Origin of the sequence: Vibrio sp. 99K-1, assembly GCF_013114585.1 — a bacterium.
In the GTDB taxonomy this organism is placed as follows: Bacteria; Pseudomonadota; Gammaproteobacteria; order Enterobacterales; family Vibrionaceae; genus Vibrio; species Vibrio chagasii_B.
Genome location: NZ_VTXF01000001.1, coordinates 38,954 through 56,848, shown reverse-complemented (window position 1 = coordinate 56,848; position 17,895 = coordinate 38,954). Strand labels below are relative to the sequence as shown.

Genomic DNA, 17,895 nt, shown 5'->3' with positions numbered 1-17,895 from the left:
TCAAAATTATGCAAAACTTTTTCGAGTTTATGCTTGGCTTATTAAAAGAGCCAGCAATCATGGTGGGTTTAATTGCTTTCATTGGCTTAGTTGCACAGAAAGCAGATATTTCTACCATTCTTAAAGGCACAATTAAAACCGTAATGGGTTTCCTAATTTTAGGTTTTGGTGCTGGTGCTCTAGTTGGCGCACTAAATAATTTCTCAGTAGTATTTACTGAAGCATTCGGCGTAAGTGGTGTTATTCCAAATAACGAAGCAATTGTGGCATTAGCACAAGAAGCATTCGGTTATGAAATGGCTCTAATTATGTTCTTCGCATTCGTTGTAAATATTTTATTGGCTCGTTTAACACCTCTAAAATATATTTTCTTAACGGGTCACCACACAATGTTCATGTCTATGCTGGTTGCAGTTATCCTGTCTACAGCGAACATTCAAGGTACAGCTCTAGTTGCAATTGGTTCGATCATTGTGGGTTCACTGATGGTTATCATGCCTGCACTTGCTCAGAAATACACAGAGAAAGTAATGGGTACCGATCAACTAGCGATGGGTCACTTCTCAACATTCTCATACCTAGTGTCTGGTTTCATTGGCAGTAAGTTCGGTGACACCTCAAAAACAACTGAAGACATTAATGTTCCTAAGAGCCTAATGTTCCTACGTGACACGCCTGTCGCAGTAGCAACAACCATGGCAATCTTCTTCATGTTTGCTTCGATTGTGGCTGGCGGTGAGTTCGTAGAAACCGTTTCAAATGGTCAAAACTGGGTTGTGTTCACATTCATGCAGTCTCTTGTGTTTGCCGGCGGTGTTTACATCGTACTGCAAGGTGTGAAGATGTTAATTGCTGAAATCGTTCCTGCATTTAAAGGTATCTCAGACAAGCTAGTACCTGGCGCAAAACCTGCTCTAGACTGCCCAATGGTATTCCCTGTGGCACCAAACGCGGTACTAATCGGCTTCCTTTGTTCTTTCGCCGCTGGCCTACTAGCAATGGCAGTACAAGGTGCACTTGGTTGGACAATCATTGTAGCGGGCGTAGTTCCTCACTTCTTCGTAGGTGGTGCGGCAGGCGTTTACGGTAACGCAACTGGCGGCCTACGTGGTGCGATTCTAGGTTCATTCACTCAAGGCCTATGTATCTCTTTCTTGCCTATGCTACTGCTTCCTGTTCTTGGCGGACTTGGCCTTGAAGCAACAACATTTGCTGACTTCGACTTCGGTGTGGTTGGTCTGATTCTAGGGTGGATTGTTTCATGAGTTTATTCGATTTAGTCGGTAACCAAGGCGTTATCATCAACTCTGAAGAAAACCTAACGGTTGATGCTGCGATTGATGTGACATGTTCAACACTACTAGCGAGCAACAAGATTGAAGCAAGCTACGTTGAAGCCATCAAACAAAAGCACAAGGACATTGGCGCGTACTATGTTCTAGCTCCAAAGATTGCAATGCCTCATGCTCGTCCTGAAGACGGCGTAAACGAAGCATCACTGCAGGTGACTGTATTCAAAAAAGGTGTTGATTTAGAGTCGGAAGATAACGGCGACGTTTACCTTTCCATCACTCTAGCGGCAATGGATTCAGATAGTCATATCCATACCATCATGGCGCTATCAGAGCTGTTCCAAAATGATGATGACATTGATGCTATTATCGCTGCAGAAACAGAGCAAGAGATCATCGAGATCTTAAAGCGATACTAACCTCGCTATATTGCCCCTGAGCGACCAAGCCCCCAAATAAAAAGCGATAGCCTCGGCTATCGCTTTTCTGTCTCTCTTTAATCAATACCAATTGATCAGCAAACTCGATTTATTGTCCTTACGGTTTACTGAGCCCTTGGTTTGATCATCTTAAAATCATAAAGACCGTCGTTGGCGGCTCTCTCCTTGAACAACAACTCCCCGTTATAAAACGTAAAAGCGAGCAAATCACGCTCATATTCATAAATATAAGCCACAGAACCATCGTTATTGATAATGCGGTCGGGCTGCCCTAGTTTCTTCGTCACATCTTCAATATTCGCTTGTCGATCGACAAGTTGTTCTAAAACCGCTTCATCGTAACCATCTTCATCCATACAACCTGATAAAGCGGCAACCAAAGCTAGCAGTATGATTTTCGTTCTCAACAGCTTATTCCTTGAATGGTTTTTACAACCATATCAGTAGCCTTGCTACATCACTGTAAGTTATTGTAAACGCGCAACTAAAATGAGAGAGGATTAGAGCTGCTCTAAGATGATCACGTTTCGTAAACCGGGTAAGCCCACTTATCGGTTGATAGCTCAAAGCAATACTGAGCGTGCTTCTTCAAACACTCAAACACTTCGCGGTCGAGCTTATGATTCTCAACGTGCTCAGTCAAAATCGCCATCGTCTCTTCCAGTGTCATTCCCTTTCGATACGGGCGAGATTGGCTCAATGCTTGGAACACGTCTACAACGGCTACAATTCGACTGGGCTGATCCAATTCTTCTGCTGTTTTACCCATTGGATAACCAGAACCATCTAGCCTTTCATGATGATTCGACGCCCACTCACAAATCTGAGGTGAACTAAACAGCTCCTGAAGTGCGAACCGTGTATCTGTCGCATGACGCTTAATGCAGCAATACTCTTCATCGGTGAGAAAACCCGGTTTATGAAGAATATCACCAGGTGTTTGTAACTTGCCGATATCGTGTACCAAACCAGCTAAATAGAGCTTACGCTGCGTTGTATATGAGTAACCCAATTGCTTGGCGAGATACTCTGAAAGCTGCCCTACCTTCAACGAATGCTTAAAGGTAAACGAGCTCTTGGTATCCACCACATTGGCAATAAACTCAGCAAAAGCGACCGTTTCATCCAACGACATCTGTTGAGAGAAGAATGGCACGGGCTCAAAATTGTCCCTCATGTTTTCGATGTAAGGGATCTCCATCGAGAACCAGAAGTCGTCCAAATCGACAAGCTCACACATATGTTGCACAAGGTTAGTTTCGAACATCTCATCTGCTTGTTCAGTCAAGCGTTCGATAATGCTCGCTTTACCATCAGGAGTAAGGTTGCCATAGCGATCGGAAGACGTAATGCCATAGAGATAATCAACCCTATCGGCAAGCATGACAATGGCGGCTAGCTCTTTCTCTAATTCACTAATAGGTAACGCTTTAAGCTCCACCCAAGGGGTGTGATGATAAAGCACTGGTTTAGAGAATATCGAAAGTACGGGACACTCTTTTAAGATTTGGTAGCCTTTCTGACAATGATGGTGGGTGGAATCAGGAACAAAACCTGAGACCAAACTGAGCTGTTCATCAATTTGGGATACACCACAGTCGTGAATGAGCCCCAACGAGAACGCAAGCTGTGCTTGTTCCTCTTCCCAACCCACACTCAGGGCACAGCGGTAAGCGATATAACCGACTCGTTGCCCATGATTTTTGCTTTCAAAACCTACGTTATCAAGCGCCTTAGCTATACCAAATAGAGCCTTTCTAAGGTCTACGGTTACGTCTTGGCAATGTTGATTCATTACTTAAGCCTAGAATTTTTATTGTTCTTATATATTTAGGCTGCCAATACTAATGCATAGTTAATGTTTATATACACAACTAATGTAAGGTTTAATGAGTTTCGTGATAGATCTAACGTATCACGGAAAAATCGTGCTACAAATGGTTGCATATTAAAAAACATGCGACATCATGTTTTGCCGACTAAAATCCACTCAACTGAAAAGTCAAAAAAGGAAATGCATGTTTAAAACAGTTATCGATGACGAATTGTCTATTGCTTTGGTTGAAGAGCGTTTCGCCTCTCACTATGCGGAAATCTCACAAAGTCAAAATGAGTATTTAAGTCAGTGGCTTGTATGGCCGCCACATTGTAAAACCGAACAAGATTTTAGGCTCTTCGTGCAGCGCTCACTACACGATTACGCAGAAGGTAAAAGTATGACCTGTGCCATCGTGTACCAAGACAACATCGTTGGTAACTGTAGTTTCAATACCATTGATCATGATATGCAGAAGGTAACGATAGGTTATTGGCTGTCTGAACCATACCAAGGAAGGGGAATTGTCACGCGTGTGGTTAAAAAGCTGATTGATATTGCTTTCAATGAGTTAGATATGGAGAAAGTTGAAATATCTGCCGCCGTCGAGAACCAAAGCAGCCGCAAGGTTTGTGAGCGCTTACAATTTAATTTAGAAGGTATCATTACTCGTAGCGAGAACTTGAACGGTCGTATCGTTGATCACGCAATCTATGGTCTCCACCGTTCAAAACAGTAGCCGTTTCTGGTTAAGAAGCCACGGTTTAAACTATTGGGTGTCAGTTCAAACCATGGCTTTTGTTTTTCCTAAGCGAGTGTAGGCTCAATAAAGATAAATAACGGTTAAACCGCCTTAGCAATCACAATCGTGAACTTAGCCCCACCATGAATGCTACCATCGATCTTGATACTCCAACCTAACTTCTTCGCCGCAGAGTTTGCAATGGCAAGCCCCAATCCAAAACCACCGGTTGAAGCGCTTCTGCTCGAGTCTAAGCGAGAAAATGGAACAAAGACTTCATCACGACGCTCCTCAGGAATACCAGGCCCATTGTCCTCAACGACTACTAGCCAGCTTTCTGAGTTTTCATCTAAAGTCAGCCAAACATGGTCTTTAGTATAGTTGCCAGCATTCTTAAGGATGTTATCAAACACCAAGCGAGCCATTGAGCAATCACACTTAATCGTACAGTCTTGATTCACCTTTGATTCAAATGTCACATTGTCCAACTCAGAATAACGAATCCGGTCTAAACAATATTCAAGTAAACTCGCTCTTACTTTCACCAACTCGAAGAAGGAATTGTCCATAACATTTAACTTCGAGAGCATAATGATCTCTGATGTGAGCTCGTTGATATCGTCCACGTAGGTATCAATATCATCAAAAAGTGCTTGATGCTGCTCAGGCGCTCCTCGTCTCAGTATGTCAGTAGCTAACTGTATTCGGCTCAACGGAGTACGAACTTCATGGGGAATTGCTTGAGCAAATATATGGCTCTCTTTCACCTTGCTTTCTATCTCTTCAGCCATGCAATTAAAACTGCTAGCCAACTCGGAAACAGGATGAATATATTCAGCCTCAGAACGCGTACTCAGTTTACCTTTACCAAACTGTTTCTGCTTCTCAACTAACGACTCAATTCTCTCTTGAAAGCCTCTAACCGGTAAGTAAACACTAGCTCCAATCGCAATGATGACCGCGAGCAGAAGTCCAATTAAAAAGTGTCGCTCTGAATCCTCATACCATTCAATTTCAGGAGAAAAGAAGTCCCCTACTTCACAGAATGCAAAGCTAAACTTGGAATTCGGCAGTTGGTACACAGCCGAGTACAAGTTGTTTTCGCTAAGGTAAATAGGCACACCATTTAAGATGGTGTGTAACTCACATCGTTGACAAGGAGGTTCTCCCGACCAATTCTCTAACAGGCGTAAATTGAAAATAAAAAACTGTTGGTGACCTGTTCTATCGAGTTCCTTGTAGAGCGAATCTTCTTTGTCGCGATGCTGGATATACTGCTCAACAAAGTACAACCCATCATTGAGAAAGGTCTCAATCTCTGTTCTTCGCATATGTCCTTCACCAAGGTGTAGGAACAAAAATATTGTCGCCGACATCCCTGTAACAATACCAAGGTAGAGCCGAGCAAACATCGAAACAGAGCGAAGCTTCTTTTTAATAAATTTAAGCAACCAGCATATACCCCTTATTACGTACAGTGCGTATTAACTGTTTGTCTTTTGCATGGACGCGCAGCTTTCGGCGTAAACCAGATACACGCATATCAATCGAACGATCGTTAAACGCGTAATCTATTCCTCGGAATAGCTGGCAACATTGGTCTCGGGTAACGACTTGGCAAACATTCTTAACAAGAAGGTTCAAAATCTCAAACTCTGCGGATGTGAGCTTCAAGTTTTGTCCGTATAAAGTGGCACTTTGGGCAGCGTTATTGATGACGATCTCACACTGGTTTTCCGGCACCGTTTCCGCCGTTGTTATAACCGGCGTTGCACGTCTCAACAGAGCTTCGATTCGGGCCAGCAATGCATGACCTCGTATCGGCTTAGCCACATAATCATCAGCACCGAACTTAAATAAGCTTACTTCACTCATTTCATCAGCAGAGGCAGTCAGCACTAAGATCATTCCATTGTAAAACTCACGAGCCTCTCGGCAGATTTGTGCGCCACTCATACCTGGTAGCATAAGGTCCAACAGCACTAAATCAGGTTCAATACTTCGGATAGCTTCAAGTGCCAAGTTTCCCTCATGAACGACGCTCACTTCATACCCTTCCGCCTCTAGGTAGAGTGTGGTTAAACGAGCGATCTCTTGGTCATCTTCGACAATGAGTACTTTGGTTTTCGACATATCTATCACCAGTATTTATTAAAAGCGTGGGCAGTATATATACTGGTCATATATCATCAATATTGTTATTAGAGTCAAGCCTTTACCGTACGCAAAACATAATAATCATATTTGTACATCTACGTTTACAAAATTAGACAACAGGTCGTCTGTAAGCTCCGATTTATATAGGCTCCGCAAAATGACACCGATTGCATTTAATGTCGTATCCCATCGTAATCGCTTACACTTGCTTTATTTTCTTACCCACACTTACATTAAAATTGTTTACAAAAAACAATCAAATCAACCATCTTTTAACCAGTCACACTGCAGTTTATAAAACCAAGGAATAGACCCCGTTTAGATTTAAAAACCAAAAAGTTCGACTGACCACTAAAGGAAACCGATTACCTGTTTCACTCATCAGCACTTTCTTTTTTTGCTCCCCCATTCCTTCCTATAAAGTCATTACCACTTCAAGTAACATTCACAATATCAATAGATGGCTTTGTAATTTGTCATTTAATCACTCCTTAGAGGGACCCTCTTAAAATGAATAAACCGCTTTCGCTGTTACTGGCTACGTCTGCTTTATTTTCAGTACCTTTACTTGCTGATACGGATAAGCAAGAAACGATAAAAAAGATTCAATCTCAGGTAAGTTCTTGGATTGATATTCAGGTCGCTCCGCAAAGCAGCATTATTCAAAAAATGGTCTTTGACTGTGAATTTTATAGCGCAACGCCTTATATCAAGTCTCCAGATGGTAGTGAAAGCAGTTCAGGTTCATACCGTTTCTACTCACAAAAAGGTGTATTAGGTACCGTCACTGAACCGTTTACGACTCAGCCACTGCCTGAATTAACCATGTGCTTAAAAGAAGATTTCACCCTAGCGAATCAAGACCAAGCGCAACTTCTATTCGAAGCTATCGAAACGGTCTATCCAAATCATTCTATGTTTGATGAGAACTTCCCAAAGGAAATCATAAAGAAACCAAATGGATGGCATTTTATTGATGGTGAAATCTTCGATGATAAAAAAGGCTATATCATCGAGACAACTCCGGAAGGGAAAGTGACCAAGATCATCCGCTCGTTAAACCTATAAACACACCTTTCTCACTAATATGGAGAGGGTTTGATTTGTATTAATAAGTCACCGAAGTAGGCCTGCCTGCTCGGTGGCATCGAACTAAAACTTCCTCACGTAGAGTCCAGCATGATGACAAGTTATCAATCTTTCGAGTACCTAAAGTGCCCTATTTGGATATATGACATCGATAACAAAAGAATCACATGGGCAAACCAAAGTGCTCTTCCTTTGTGGGAGGCAGAATCTTTGTTTGAACTGACGTCACGCGACTTTAGTGTCGAGATGTCAAAGGCAATAGAGGCGACTCTCGAAGAGTATCAAAGGCAATTTCTACGTGGTGAAAACATCAAAACATGGTGGAACTTCACCCCCAAATACATAGCCAAACGCGCACTATGCCAGTTTTCCGGCATTCCTTTACCTGATGCTCGAACGGGCATGTTAGTTCAAGTTGTTGCCGAAGAAGGCAGCCTTAAGCACGATCTCGCTTACTCAGACGGAGCGAACCTTTCTCTATTATGTGACAGTTCAGGTAAGATAGTAAGCACTAACTCCGCGTTTAATCAAAACTATGGCTCACCGTTTGCCACCCTCTCCGATTTTCTTTCCAGCGAAGAAACCGCAGCTCATTGGCTATTTTCAGCACGAACGGGGCAAGAGATCCTAGAAGAAGTGAGCTGTACAATAGGTGACAAAACCCATCACTTTGACGTTCAAGGCAAGTGGCTGTTCGATAAGAGCGAGCTACTGTTAGACCTAACCTGTACCACCAAACAAAAAGAAAAGCTGATAAAAGCCAGGTACAACGCGGAGCACGATTACTTAACAGAACTTCATAACCGTAGAGGGATCAACAACTTACTGCAAACCAGCATTGCCTACCGCTCCCCTTTTGAGTTGATGTTTGTTGACCTTGATGGCTTTAAGCTGGTCAATGACACCTATGGGCATAGCGTAGGAGATCAGTTGCTAAAACAAGTCGGTGAGCGCCTAAAACAACTAGTTGATGAAACCTGCATGATTGGTCGCTTTGGTGGCGATGAGTTCATCGTGATCGCTCACGCCTGCCGAAATCAAAACATTCCTCTGCTTTGCACGCGCATTATTGATGCACTAAACCGAAGTTTTCATATCAGTGGAATCGGTACTCTGTCTGTGGGTTGCAGCGTAGGTACTGCAAACTTTCCAGATAACGCCATAGACCAAGAGTCCTTACTAAAACAAGCGGGGATGGCAATGCACATGGCAAAAGCTAACGGACGTAACCGCTTCCAAACTTTCACCCCGAGCTTAGCTCGTGCGCTTCATCGGAAAGTAGAAATTCGCCATCGCTTAGCTCGTGCCCTAGAGAATGAAGATCTCGCACTCCATTACCAACCGATCATGGATACCAGTGGCGATAAAGTGAAAGGCTTCGAGGCACTGCTTCGGTGGTCAGATAAAGATTTAGGGGACATTAGACCTGACGAGTTTATCGCTCTAGCAGAAGAAACAGGTCAGATTGTTCCACTTGGAAAGTGGGTGCTCAACTCCGCGCTTAAGCAGCTATCCATTTGGCACCGAGAATTTGATAACCAACTAACGATGAGTATCAACATCTCGAGTATTCAAATGCATGCAACCTTTGCAGACCAACTATCTGCAATGCTCAACTTCTACAATATCCGACCTCAGAGCATCGCCCTTGAGATCACTGAGTCATCCATGATTTTCAAACATGGCGAAGTTAGACAAGCATTGTGCGACATTGCCAAGTTGGGTGTGGAACTGCACCTGGATGACTTTGGTACTGGTTACTCTTCTCTATCTATGTTGCATGACCTACCTATTAGTACCGTTAAGCTTGATAAAAGTTTTGTGCACGGGTCACACAAAGGCAGCAAAGCCATTGTTCAAGCAACCCAAGCTATCTGTGACAAGTTAGGGCTAAAAGTGGTCGCGGAAGGTGTTGAGACAGAAACGCAGAAGGACTTCTTGGTCGACTGTGGTTACCAATATCTGCAGGGATTCTTGTTTAGTAAGCCTATCCCTTCAAATGAAGTCGAAAGCCAGTTCTTATTCCTTCGATAAGTCGGTGCTATTCACTTGAAATAGCGAGTAAACAATAGTGGTGAGTATAGACTCAAGCATCGTGTATTTGGCCTAACAACCTGCTTGAACATATCGATCTTTTAGCACCCGACGACAGTATGTTTCTAACTCATAAAATCTTGCCTTCGTCTCAATATTTCAGCTATCTATCCGCTCTTTATGTCAATTCTTGTTCAGCTCAAATGTGACCTTTTGTCGACTCATATTTGAGCTTCGATATTTTGTAGACTGATTTCGTCCATACAAAATGAGAAAGAGAATCATGAAAAAGAACCACTTAGTCTTACCAGCCATCGCTGTCGTTACAGCTTGCTTACCATTGTCTGCACTCGCAAGTGACCGCGACAACTCTATTGAGGCCGGTGTGACATTTATTGGGAATCAAGAGCTAGCAACCTTTGGCTATAGTAAAGCCCTATCGAATAATATTGTTGTCGGTGGTGGCTTTTCATTAGGCACGGAAGCGGTAGATTTGGACGAGCCAAACTCACAAGATGCATGGGGCTTATATTCCAACATTGGCTACCGATTTGAAATTGCCGAGTTTGATATCATCCCTAAGGTTGGTATCAACTACTTAAATGCCGATGTGGAATCGGGAAACGCTTCTTTCAACGACATCAATATCGATAATGTTTATGGTTCAGTGGGCGCCACAGTGAACTGGCGTATGATAGGTCTTACGGTGGATTACGGAAAGATCAATGATTCAGCAATGGTACCCGACGGTTCAGGTAGCACCAAACCATTCGAAGAAGATGTCGTACGTGTTACAGCAAGCTTCAACTTCTAACCTTTAGCTTTCCACTTATGTAAAAAGAAAAGCTGTCAAAAAATGGCTTAAAAGGAAGCCTAACAAGGAAGTCCGCAAAAGAAAGTCGACAAAAGCTCCTATTAGCCTGCCTAATTAGGGGCTTTCTGTTTGTAAAGCAATCAATAAGGGTGAAATTTGATTTAAACCTTTAATATAACAAGGTTTAATTTGAGTGCTAGATATTATACGAACCTGACTCATATCGATTCAAAATATCTCCTAACAAAATAGAGTGCAAACACCAACCAAAATCAGAACAATCATGGAATCAATATCACAATTTACACTTGCATCTAGACCTAAAATTAGCCACGTCCTGAAAAATCAAATTCAGATTTATTTTTAATCAATAAAAATTAGCAGCCATGATTTAAAGCCTATAAAAAAACCACTAATGATATTCCTATCAATACAGTTAATTTAAAAAATAAATAGATATAAACCAGAAATTAAATGATATTAATATCATCCTAAACCTAGTTATTAAACTTTATCCTGAAAATTTATGATAAATCTACCTCATAAGTAGACATCAAAAACACCACGCCCATCAATATTAGCACTACCTAAAATTGCAGCTGAAACCGCCGATATAGAAGCTGACAAATGGATAAATACCAAAACAAATGGATAAATCCCCCTTGTCTCTTGTAAAACCACGGCTTTCATTTATAAATTCAACTTTTGGGTGAACATCTCTACAACCTTTCATTACAGCCCGAATTCTGCGATTAGTATCAACATCTTGAGAGAAATGGTGACATTTTAGTTATGTTATTTAGAACGGACTCTTGGGTTGAATGACAATCCCAGCCACACATATCAATCACACAAATATAATAACTATCGCTTAGGAGTTGAGCTATGCACTGTTCTTTCAATATAAATAACAATAATGAAAGCTTGCAACTAATCTATAATGAAGAAAAAATATATATAAAGAGAGACAGTAATAAGATATCAGAGGAAACTCTTAATAGTAAAGAGAGTTTTGTCTTCAAGTATTTAATTGAAAATGCTTCAATTTCAAATCCTCAATCTGCCCGAGATGTTGAGGAGTCATTTAAATTACATTTTGATGAAGAGTTTAGTTTATATGCATTAAAAAACATTATCGCTTCTATAAGAAAGAAGTACCGAAACCTATGTAAGAAGGCAAAGGTTGATAATAATAGCGAACTCATTTCCAATCTCTATAAAGTCGGGTACTTCATTGATCTCGACAAAAGCTCAGAAAACCGCATCGCCCCCAAGCACAACATCAACCAGTTCAAACCTAGCCAGATAATGATGCTAAAGTTGATGCTCAACACTTATTACAAGGAGTTGATCAGGTCTCTGATAACCGTACTCACTGTGACTTCACTCTCTCTATTCGTTGTCTACTTTTTCCAAATCCTTTATACAACGAAAATTGCTAATGAATACAGCGAGAACACCAAGCACATAGCAGAAGAGGTAACGGATTACGGCTGTGATAGCGCGGGCGCGGTACACTCGTTAAGGCACTCGCTTAACCTCGATTCGGTGGTTATGACTACACCTTATGGTTCATGCTACATCTCTAAGAGTCGTTCTCAGTATGTTGAGCTCGATCAGATTGATGATTTTTACGATAGTGCTGATTTTGTTTATTCTCGTTTCAGTAACCCTGAAAATAATACCAAGCTAACGGTTCGTATTTCCAAAGGTTCTATTGAAGCGCGTTACAGAAACTCATTACTGCCTCTGCTGGTTGATTCCGTCTCTATTCAAAAGAATGGCTACTACATTCTCAACCTTGGCAATAACAGCCAGTCAATTTACACCTCACCACTACCAAGCGGTGCTACCATCACCTTCTATAGTGACGATATCATTGCACTATGGGGCGTGCTGTCACTATTGCTCGCAATCCTACTCTATCGCTCTTATATTCTAGGGTTCTTTATCTATCTCTTTCGCTGGAAGCACATCTCGTTTGAAGAAGAACCAATCATCAATACAGAAGACAACACCGTTTTATACTACGAGTTGTTGTCTCGGGTACGTAATGTCGGTGTTCTTAGCTTTATTAATACGATGAGACGCACCAACCTACTGACTTTTCATACCATTTTGCTTATTGAAACGGTAAGAAACGCCAAGTTGCACAACAGCCACGAGATCTATGGTGTCAACGTATGCCCGAGTGCGTTAGTAGGGAATAATTTTTCCAAACTCAAAGAGCATTTGGACGCAATGGAAGCGAATGAGTTTGTCGTCGAGATAACGGAGTACTCAAACATTGGTTATGGCTGTGAAGTCATCGATAATATCAAAGCGATCAAGAAGCTCGGGATCACCATCGCCTTGGATGATTTTGGCACAGGTAACAACAACATCGAAATCATTAGCGTGATCTCCCCCACCTACCTGAAACTAGATCGCTGTTTCGTTAAAGACATTGAATCAGGGGAACATCAACAAGGTGTACTACTGAACATCTCTGAAATTGGCCGCTTATCAAACATCACGATGATTTATGAGGGTGTTGAAACGCGCAGACAACAGTACATATTGTGTCAATTGGGCTACAACTTGCATCAAGGTTACCTTTATAGCCGCCCTCAAAGTACAACGAGCTAACCTCTTGTAAACGCTTAACCGTATCAAGGTACCTGTGGACTCAAAGTCATCGATTGAATTAAGCGTTGTTGCACTTGAGGCTTTCAGAGTTCACAGGAAAATAGGCGTCTAGTAATCCTTTAGCAGTCAGTGGCTTATCAAAGTAATAACCTTGTAGTAAGTCACAATGGTATTGCTGCAACTTTTCCATCTGCTCAGGGGTCTCTACGCCTTCTGCCACGACTTTCATCTGGCAAGAGGCGCCAATATCAATAATGGCTTTTACCAAAGTCTCACTGTGCTGACTGGAATTCAGTTTGCCGATGAAAGATCGGTCGATCTTTATCTCTGTGATTGGAAGAGTATTAAGGTAGTTGAGTGATGAAAAACCGGTACCAAAGTCGTCAAGCGAGATACCAAACCCATAATCTCGGAGCCTTCTCAGTATCGGCTCGACGATATGCAGGTCTTTAATTAGGATATTTTCCGTCAGTTCAAGAGTCACTCGCTGAGGAGCAATGCCGACTTGTTCCACTAGACAAATCACCTTCTCGTCAAAACCAAGTTCGAATACCTGCTTGGGGGACACATTCACCGATACACACACAGCCCCAGGTCTGTTTGGCATCAAGTTAAGGGTGTCTTCACATGCTTTCCTCAACACAAATTCACCAATCTCGTGAATTTTTCCGACTCGCTCTGCCGCAGGAATAAAGTCTAACGGAGACACAAAACCAAGTAAGCTATTGTTCCAACGACACAGCGCTTCAACCCCTTTGAGCTGTTTGGAGTGAGAGTCCACTTGAGGTTGATAGAACACGCTGAACTCGCCGCGTTCTAAGGCGGTTTCTAACTGCTTTTCAACCGCATAGTCATACTTCACCTTTCGATTGATCACATCATCGTAAAACACCGCATCACCTTTGTTCGACTCCTTTGCCTTGTAGAGAACAATGTCCGCTTTGGTCAGTAACTCTTCGACTTCCGTACCATCATAAGGGTACATAGACACGCCTGCCGAACACCGTGTAGAAACGCTTGTCCCCTTGAGATTAAAGGATGGCTTGAAGACATCTTGTATTTGTTGAACCTTCCGCTCAGCTTCAATAAGATCTTGAATGCTTGGTAAACAGAAAACGAACTCATCCCCTCCAAAACGAGAAACAACATCGTTCTCTCCTAAAATCTCTTCAAAGCGCTTACCTATCTGCTTGAGCAGTTCGTCTCCACTCGCATGACCAAATTGATCATTGATACGCTTAAAGTTATCTAAATCAACAAAGACTAACGCCACCAGCTTACCCTCAAGTTTTGAGTGAGCAATGGCACGGCTAACTTGAAGCTCTAGTTCAGAACGATTGGGGAGTGCCGTCAACGAGTCGTGTTTTGCCATATGCTGTAATCGAAGGCGGCTGCTTTGGATTCGGCTAAAATCGTCTGCGATTCTCTGCTCCATTTGAGAGAAGCGAGTGGATATTCTTCGACTAATAAGGGCGCTGATGAAAATACAGCTCATCGTCACCAACACACTCAATATAAGAACAAGACCAAATTCGTTACGCGATTCAGCTAACAACTCATTTTTTCGTTTCTCTATCGAGGCGTTGACATTATTCAAGTACACGCCTGTACCGACGATCCAATTCCAATCACCGACCTTTTTGACATAGCTACTTTTAGGGCCAATAACGCCATTTTTATCAGCGGTAACATAATCAACGAATCCACCCGCTTCAGACTGAGTGAGCACATCATGTTGAAAGATATCTCCCAGATCCTCATAAACATTGAGCTCCTGACCAATAAGGATTCGATTTGCGTGGAGTAAGCTGTCACCATTTTGTTCAAAAACAAACAGGTAGCCATTGTCGCCCACCGTGACTCTCGACAATATCTCTAGAATCCTTTGATAGCTGGCTCGTTTCACATCATCCAAAGACACCCCCGTACCAAAGTACCAGTCAAAGGGCTCGAATCGGCGAATATAGGTCAACTTCTCATAATGAGTACTTTCGATATATGGCTTATCTAAGTCTCGCCCCTCTAGCTCTGGGCGCGGAACGAAATATCGAGAAAAAGCCCCATTACTCTGCTTAAGAAGTTCAATTTGCTCCTTAATTACCGCTACACCTCGCCTGTCAGTAGTTTCTAGCTGGTTGGTGTTTTCAATTTCCGGAAGCCGTGGATGAACGAGTGACGTACCCTGCATGTCATAGGCGTAGATATAGTCTTGTTTTTCAGCATAACTCAGCTTTCTGATCTCATTTAAAATCAGTTGTTTAAGTTTGTCTTCTGGCAGGTGTTGGTTCGAAGAGTAGATATTTTGAGCCGCAGTGTATGCCCTATCTAACCGTCGAGTAATGCGCTTTTTAACTTCATCTTCAACAAGGCGTTGAGTGTGTGTAATTTGCTGAGAAACCTGAAGCACCTGCGCCTCAATAGAGCCTTTTTGGGCGGCAATATAGTCGGTTCGAATTAACTCAACCAACGCCTTAACCTTTTGATTCACACTCTTGAACATCGCCATATTCAAGATGATCGCAGAAAAGATGATGATGGTTATTGGCAAATACTTGGTAAACCAGACCAATTTTTTGTCATTAATGTGCAACATACGAACTCAACACCACAGTACGGAGTTCCATATAGTAACGTTATTTTTACTGAACATCCAACCATAAAAATATTCTATTAATTTTTATAAAAGTCTTGCCAATACGAATAAAAAGGTTAGTGTTATACACATGTATATCACCATACAGTTTTAATTATGACCGAATGGAAAGACGACCAACCGATCTTTAGGCAGCTTGCCACTAAGATCAGCGACCAGATTCTGCAAGGTATTTGGCTAGAGCAACAGGCCCTGCCCTCTGTGCGCGCTGTTGCTGCTGATCTTAAAATCAACCACCTTACCGTCATGAAAAGCTACCAGTTACTGGTTGATGAAGGCTTGGTTGAAAAGAAACGAGGCCAAGGCATGTATGTAGCCGAAGGCGCACTGCAAAAGTTGAAAGAGTCTGCACACCAAACGTTTATTAACACACAGATCCCAGCCATCGCTGAGACGCTAGGCATCATTGATATGAGTGTCGAAGAACTCGTGAAACAGCTAGAACAACATATAAAGGACAAGTCATGAGTACTTTACTTTCCGCGAAAAACGTCACTAAAGCTTATTCAAATCAAGTGGGTGTAGAGAACATCAGCTTCGAACTAAAGCCAGGACAAGTACTAGGTTTACTTGGTCACAATGGCGCTGGTAAATCGACTCTCATCAAATCACTGCTTGGTGGGCATAACTATCAGGGTGAAATCGAAGTCAACGGCTACCACCCAATCCACCAGCACGCAGAGCTCATGCAGCACTTATCTTATATCTCTGATGTCAATGTGCTGCCTGAATGGATGACCATCAAACAGCTGCTTCGTTACACTGAAGGTGTCCACCCGAGTTTCAACCGACAAAAAGCCGAGCAAACTCTGAGTCGCACGAACATTAAACTCTCTTCCACTATCAAGCAGCTCTCTAAGGGGATGAAAGTACAAGTTCATCTGGCGATCATCATTGCCACCGACACTCAAGTGTTGATTTTGGATGAACCAACACTCGGACTAGATTTGATTTACCGTGATACCTTCTACCGTCACTTGTTGGAGTGGTTCCACGATGGTGAGCGCGCGATGATCATTGCTAGCCATGAAGTTTCTGAGATCGAACATCTACTGACAGATGTACTTATTCTCAAACAAGGCCACTGCGTGCTGCAGAAAAGCATGGAAGCGATAGAGAGTGATTATTTCATCATCGAAGTAGCAAACAGCCACTCAAGCGACATCCAAAAATTGAAACCACTGACCTCACAACCGGGCTTAGGCACAACGAAATGGTTATTGGAAGGTCAGTACAGACCACAGGTTGAATCACTAGGGAACATCTACAACGTTGGTCTGGCTGACCTATTCCTTGCAACACAAACGGAGAAGGCATAATGCACCCAAGTTTTTACATGCTAGAAAAAGAACTTATCGAGCACAAAATCAATACTCGATTGCCTCTATTCGTCGCACTGTGTGGTTTCTTACTCTTCGTTAGCCTGTTCTTTAATGGCGCGGCACAGCATGAGTTTTTCTTCCAGATGGAAGTTAACGGTGATGTAAGCGATATTCATAGAGAGTTTGCAAACGACCTAAACTCCGTCATCTACTTTGGCGCAGGCTTAATTTCACTCCTACTTTCAACGCTTTATATCCCTAAAACTCTACGTAAAGAGCGCCAAGAAGGCAGTTCGATGTTTTGGAGAAGCATGCCTGTGTCAAATGCCCTGACTCACGGCGTGAAGCTAGGGTTCGGTTTAGTGGTGATCCCAGCTATCTGTGCCCTATTGGTTCTATTTGCCGACGTTCTATTCTGGGTTCTCAACGTGTCTAGCGAGCAGCAATTGGCGCTGTTAGTCGAGCAACAATCACTGTTTTACGTACTGAGCAATTGGGTGGTGTTCTTTGGCCGTATGTTGTTAGTGGCTCTAGTGTTATTGCCTTTAGCCACCGTCACCCTAGCGATTTCCCAATTGGTTAACTCACCGCTGTTGGTGATCTTTGTTTCAAGTTTTGCAATCAAATGGCTGGCTATCGCGCTATTCGGCTTCTATGGCATCAATGATTTCTTTTCTATTATCGCTTCACTGCCGATGAAAGTACTTACGGCAAGCAACCCATTCAGTGCGCTTTCTGAGGTCTCTATCTTATCCTTAAGTATTTACGTATTGCTTGGCATTGGTGGCTACCTACTGAGCCTAAAACTCAATAGAACAGACGATGTGAGTTGGAAGACACTGTTGTCATAGAGTTATCGCTGCTAATAAGCAACACGATAGAACAAGAAAGGTAGTAAAGCTTCTGAG

At 42.5% G+C, this 17,895-nt stretch carries 15 protein-coding genes; 10 read left to right on the top strand and 5 right to left on the bottom strand.

Annotated elements, in window-relative coordinates; genetic code table 11:
* The first annotated feature begins 8 nt into the window (after positions 1-8).
* Complete coding sequence (locus F0228_RS00250) at positions 9-1,265, top strand: PTS ascorbate transporter subunit IIC (RefSeq protein WP_004740069.1); 1,257 nt, start codon at positions 9-11, stop codon at positions 1,263-1,265.
* On the top strand, positions 1,262-1,711 hold the full coding sequence (locus F0228_RS00245) for a PTS sugar transporter subunit IIA (RefSeq protein WP_008217330.1): 450 nt from the start codon (positions 1,262-1,264) through the stop codon (positions 1,709-1,711). The genes F0228_RS00250 and F0228_RS00245 overlap by 4 nt, the downstream gene beginning before the upstream one ends.
* Before the next feature lie 125 nt (positions 1,712-1,836).
* On the opposite strand, the gene F0228_RS00240 is transcribed toward F0228_RS00245, so the two are convergent.
* Entirely contained in the window at positions 1,837-2,139 is a 303-nt protein-coding gene (locus F0228_RS00240) for a hypothetical protein (protein WP_253820264.1), read from the bottom strand.
* Positions 2,140-2,252: 113 nt separating this feature from the next.
* On the bottom strand, positions 2,253-3,527 hold the full coding sequence (locus tag F0228_RS00235) for an HD domain-containing phosphohydrolase (RefSeq protein ID WP_061031280.1): 1,275 nt from the start codon (positions 3,525-3,527) through the stop codon (positions 2,253-2,255).
* A gap of 223 nt (positions 3,528-3,750) precedes the next feature.
* Here F0228_RS00235 and F0228_RS00230 point away from each other — a divergent pair, with 223 nt between their 5' ends.
* The gene (locus F0228_RS00230; protein WP_061031281.1) at positions 3,751-4,287 is read left to right on the top strand and encodes a GNAT family protein; all 537 of its coding nucleotides are present in this window, start codon (positions 3,751-3,753) and stop codon (positions 4,285-4,287) included.
* Between the two features lie 104 nt (positions 4,288-4,391).
* Here F0228_RS00230 and F0228_RS00225 read toward each other — a convergent pair whose 3' ends face one another.
* Entirely contained in the window at positions 4,392-5,741 is a 1,350-nt protein-coding gene (locus F0228_RS00225; RefSeq protein WP_061031282.1) for a HAMP domain-containing sensor histidine kinase, read from the bottom strand.
* Entirely contained in the window at positions 5,734-6,423 is a 690-nt protein-coding gene (locus F0228_RS00220) for a response regulator transcription factor (protein ID WP_061031283.1), read from the bottom strand. The genes F0228_RS00225 and F0228_RS00220 overlap by 8 nt, the downstream gene beginning before the upstream one ends.
* Positions 6,424-6,957: 534 nt before the next feature.
* Between F0228_RS00220 and F0228_RS00215 the strand changes: the two genes are divergently transcribed.
* The 4 genes from F0228_RS00215 to F0228_RS00200 all read left to right on the top strand — a co-directional run bounded on the left by F0228_RS00215 (position 6,958) and on the right by F0228_RS00200 (position 13,012).
* Positions 6,958-7,515 carry a hypothetical protein gene (locus F0228_RS00215; protein WP_061031284.1) on the top strand — a complete coding sequence of 186 codons (558 nt, stop codon included), beginning with the start codon at positions 6,958-6,960 and terminating at the stop codon, positions 7,513-7,515.
* Between the two features lie 111 nt (positions 7,516-7,626).
* Positions 7,627-9,570, top strand: a complete 1,944-nt coding sequence (locus F0228_RS00210; protein WP_171761660.1) for an EAL domain-containing protein — start codon at positions 7,627-7,629, stop codon at positions 9,568-9,570.
* Between the two features lie 283 nt (positions 9,571-9,853).
* Positions 9,854-10,384: an autotransporter domain-containing protein gene (locus tag F0228_RS00205; RefSeq protein ID WP_061031286.1), complete on the top strand. Its 531-nt coding sequence runs from the start codon at positions 9,854-9,856 to the stop codon at positions 10,382-10,384.
* A gap of 885 nt (positions 10,385-11,269) precedes the next feature.
* On the top strand, positions 11,270-13,012 hold the full coding sequence (locus tag F0228_RS00200) for an EAL domain-containing protein (protein WP_171761659.1): 1,743 nt from the start codon (positions 11,270-11,272) through the stop codon (positions 13,010-13,012).
* 58 nt (positions 13,013-13,070) lie between these two features.
* Here the strand turns inward: F0228_RS00200 and F0228_RS00195 are convergent, their stop codons facing one another.
* The gene (locus F0228_RS00195; RefSeq protein WP_171761658.1) at positions 13,071-15,605 is read right to left on the bottom strand and encodes an EAL domain-containing protein; all 2,535 of its coding nucleotides are present in this window, start codon (positions 15,603-15,605) and stop codon (positions 13,071-13,073) included.
* Between the two features lie 156 nt (positions 15,606-15,761).
* On the opposite strand from F0228_RS00195, the gene F0228_RS00190 reads away from it, so the two are divergent.
* The 3 genes from F0228_RS00190 to F0228_RS00180 are packed head-to-tail and all read left to right on the top strand — an operon-like array spanning position 15,762 to position 17,838.
* On the top strand, positions 15,762-16,133 hold the full coding sequence (locus F0228_RS00190) for a GntR family transcriptional regulator (protein WP_004740059.1): 372 nt from the start codon (positions 15,762-15,764) through the stop codon (positions 16,131-16,133).
* On the top strand, positions 16,130-16,984 hold the full coding sequence (locus F0228_RS00185; protein ID WP_171761657.1) for an ABC transporter ATP-binding protein: 855 nt from the start codon (positions 16,130-16,132) through the stop codon (positions 16,982-16,984). The genes F0228_RS00190 and F0228_RS00185 overlap by 4 nt, the downstream gene beginning before the upstream one ends.
* Entirely contained in the window at positions 16,984-17,838 is an 855-nt protein-coding gene (locus F0228_RS00180; RefSeq protein WP_171761656.1) for a hypothetical protein, read from the top strand. Before F0228_RS00185 ends, F0228_RS00180 begins: the two co-directional genes overlap by 1 nt.
* Positions 17,839-17,895: the final 57 nt, after the last annotated feature.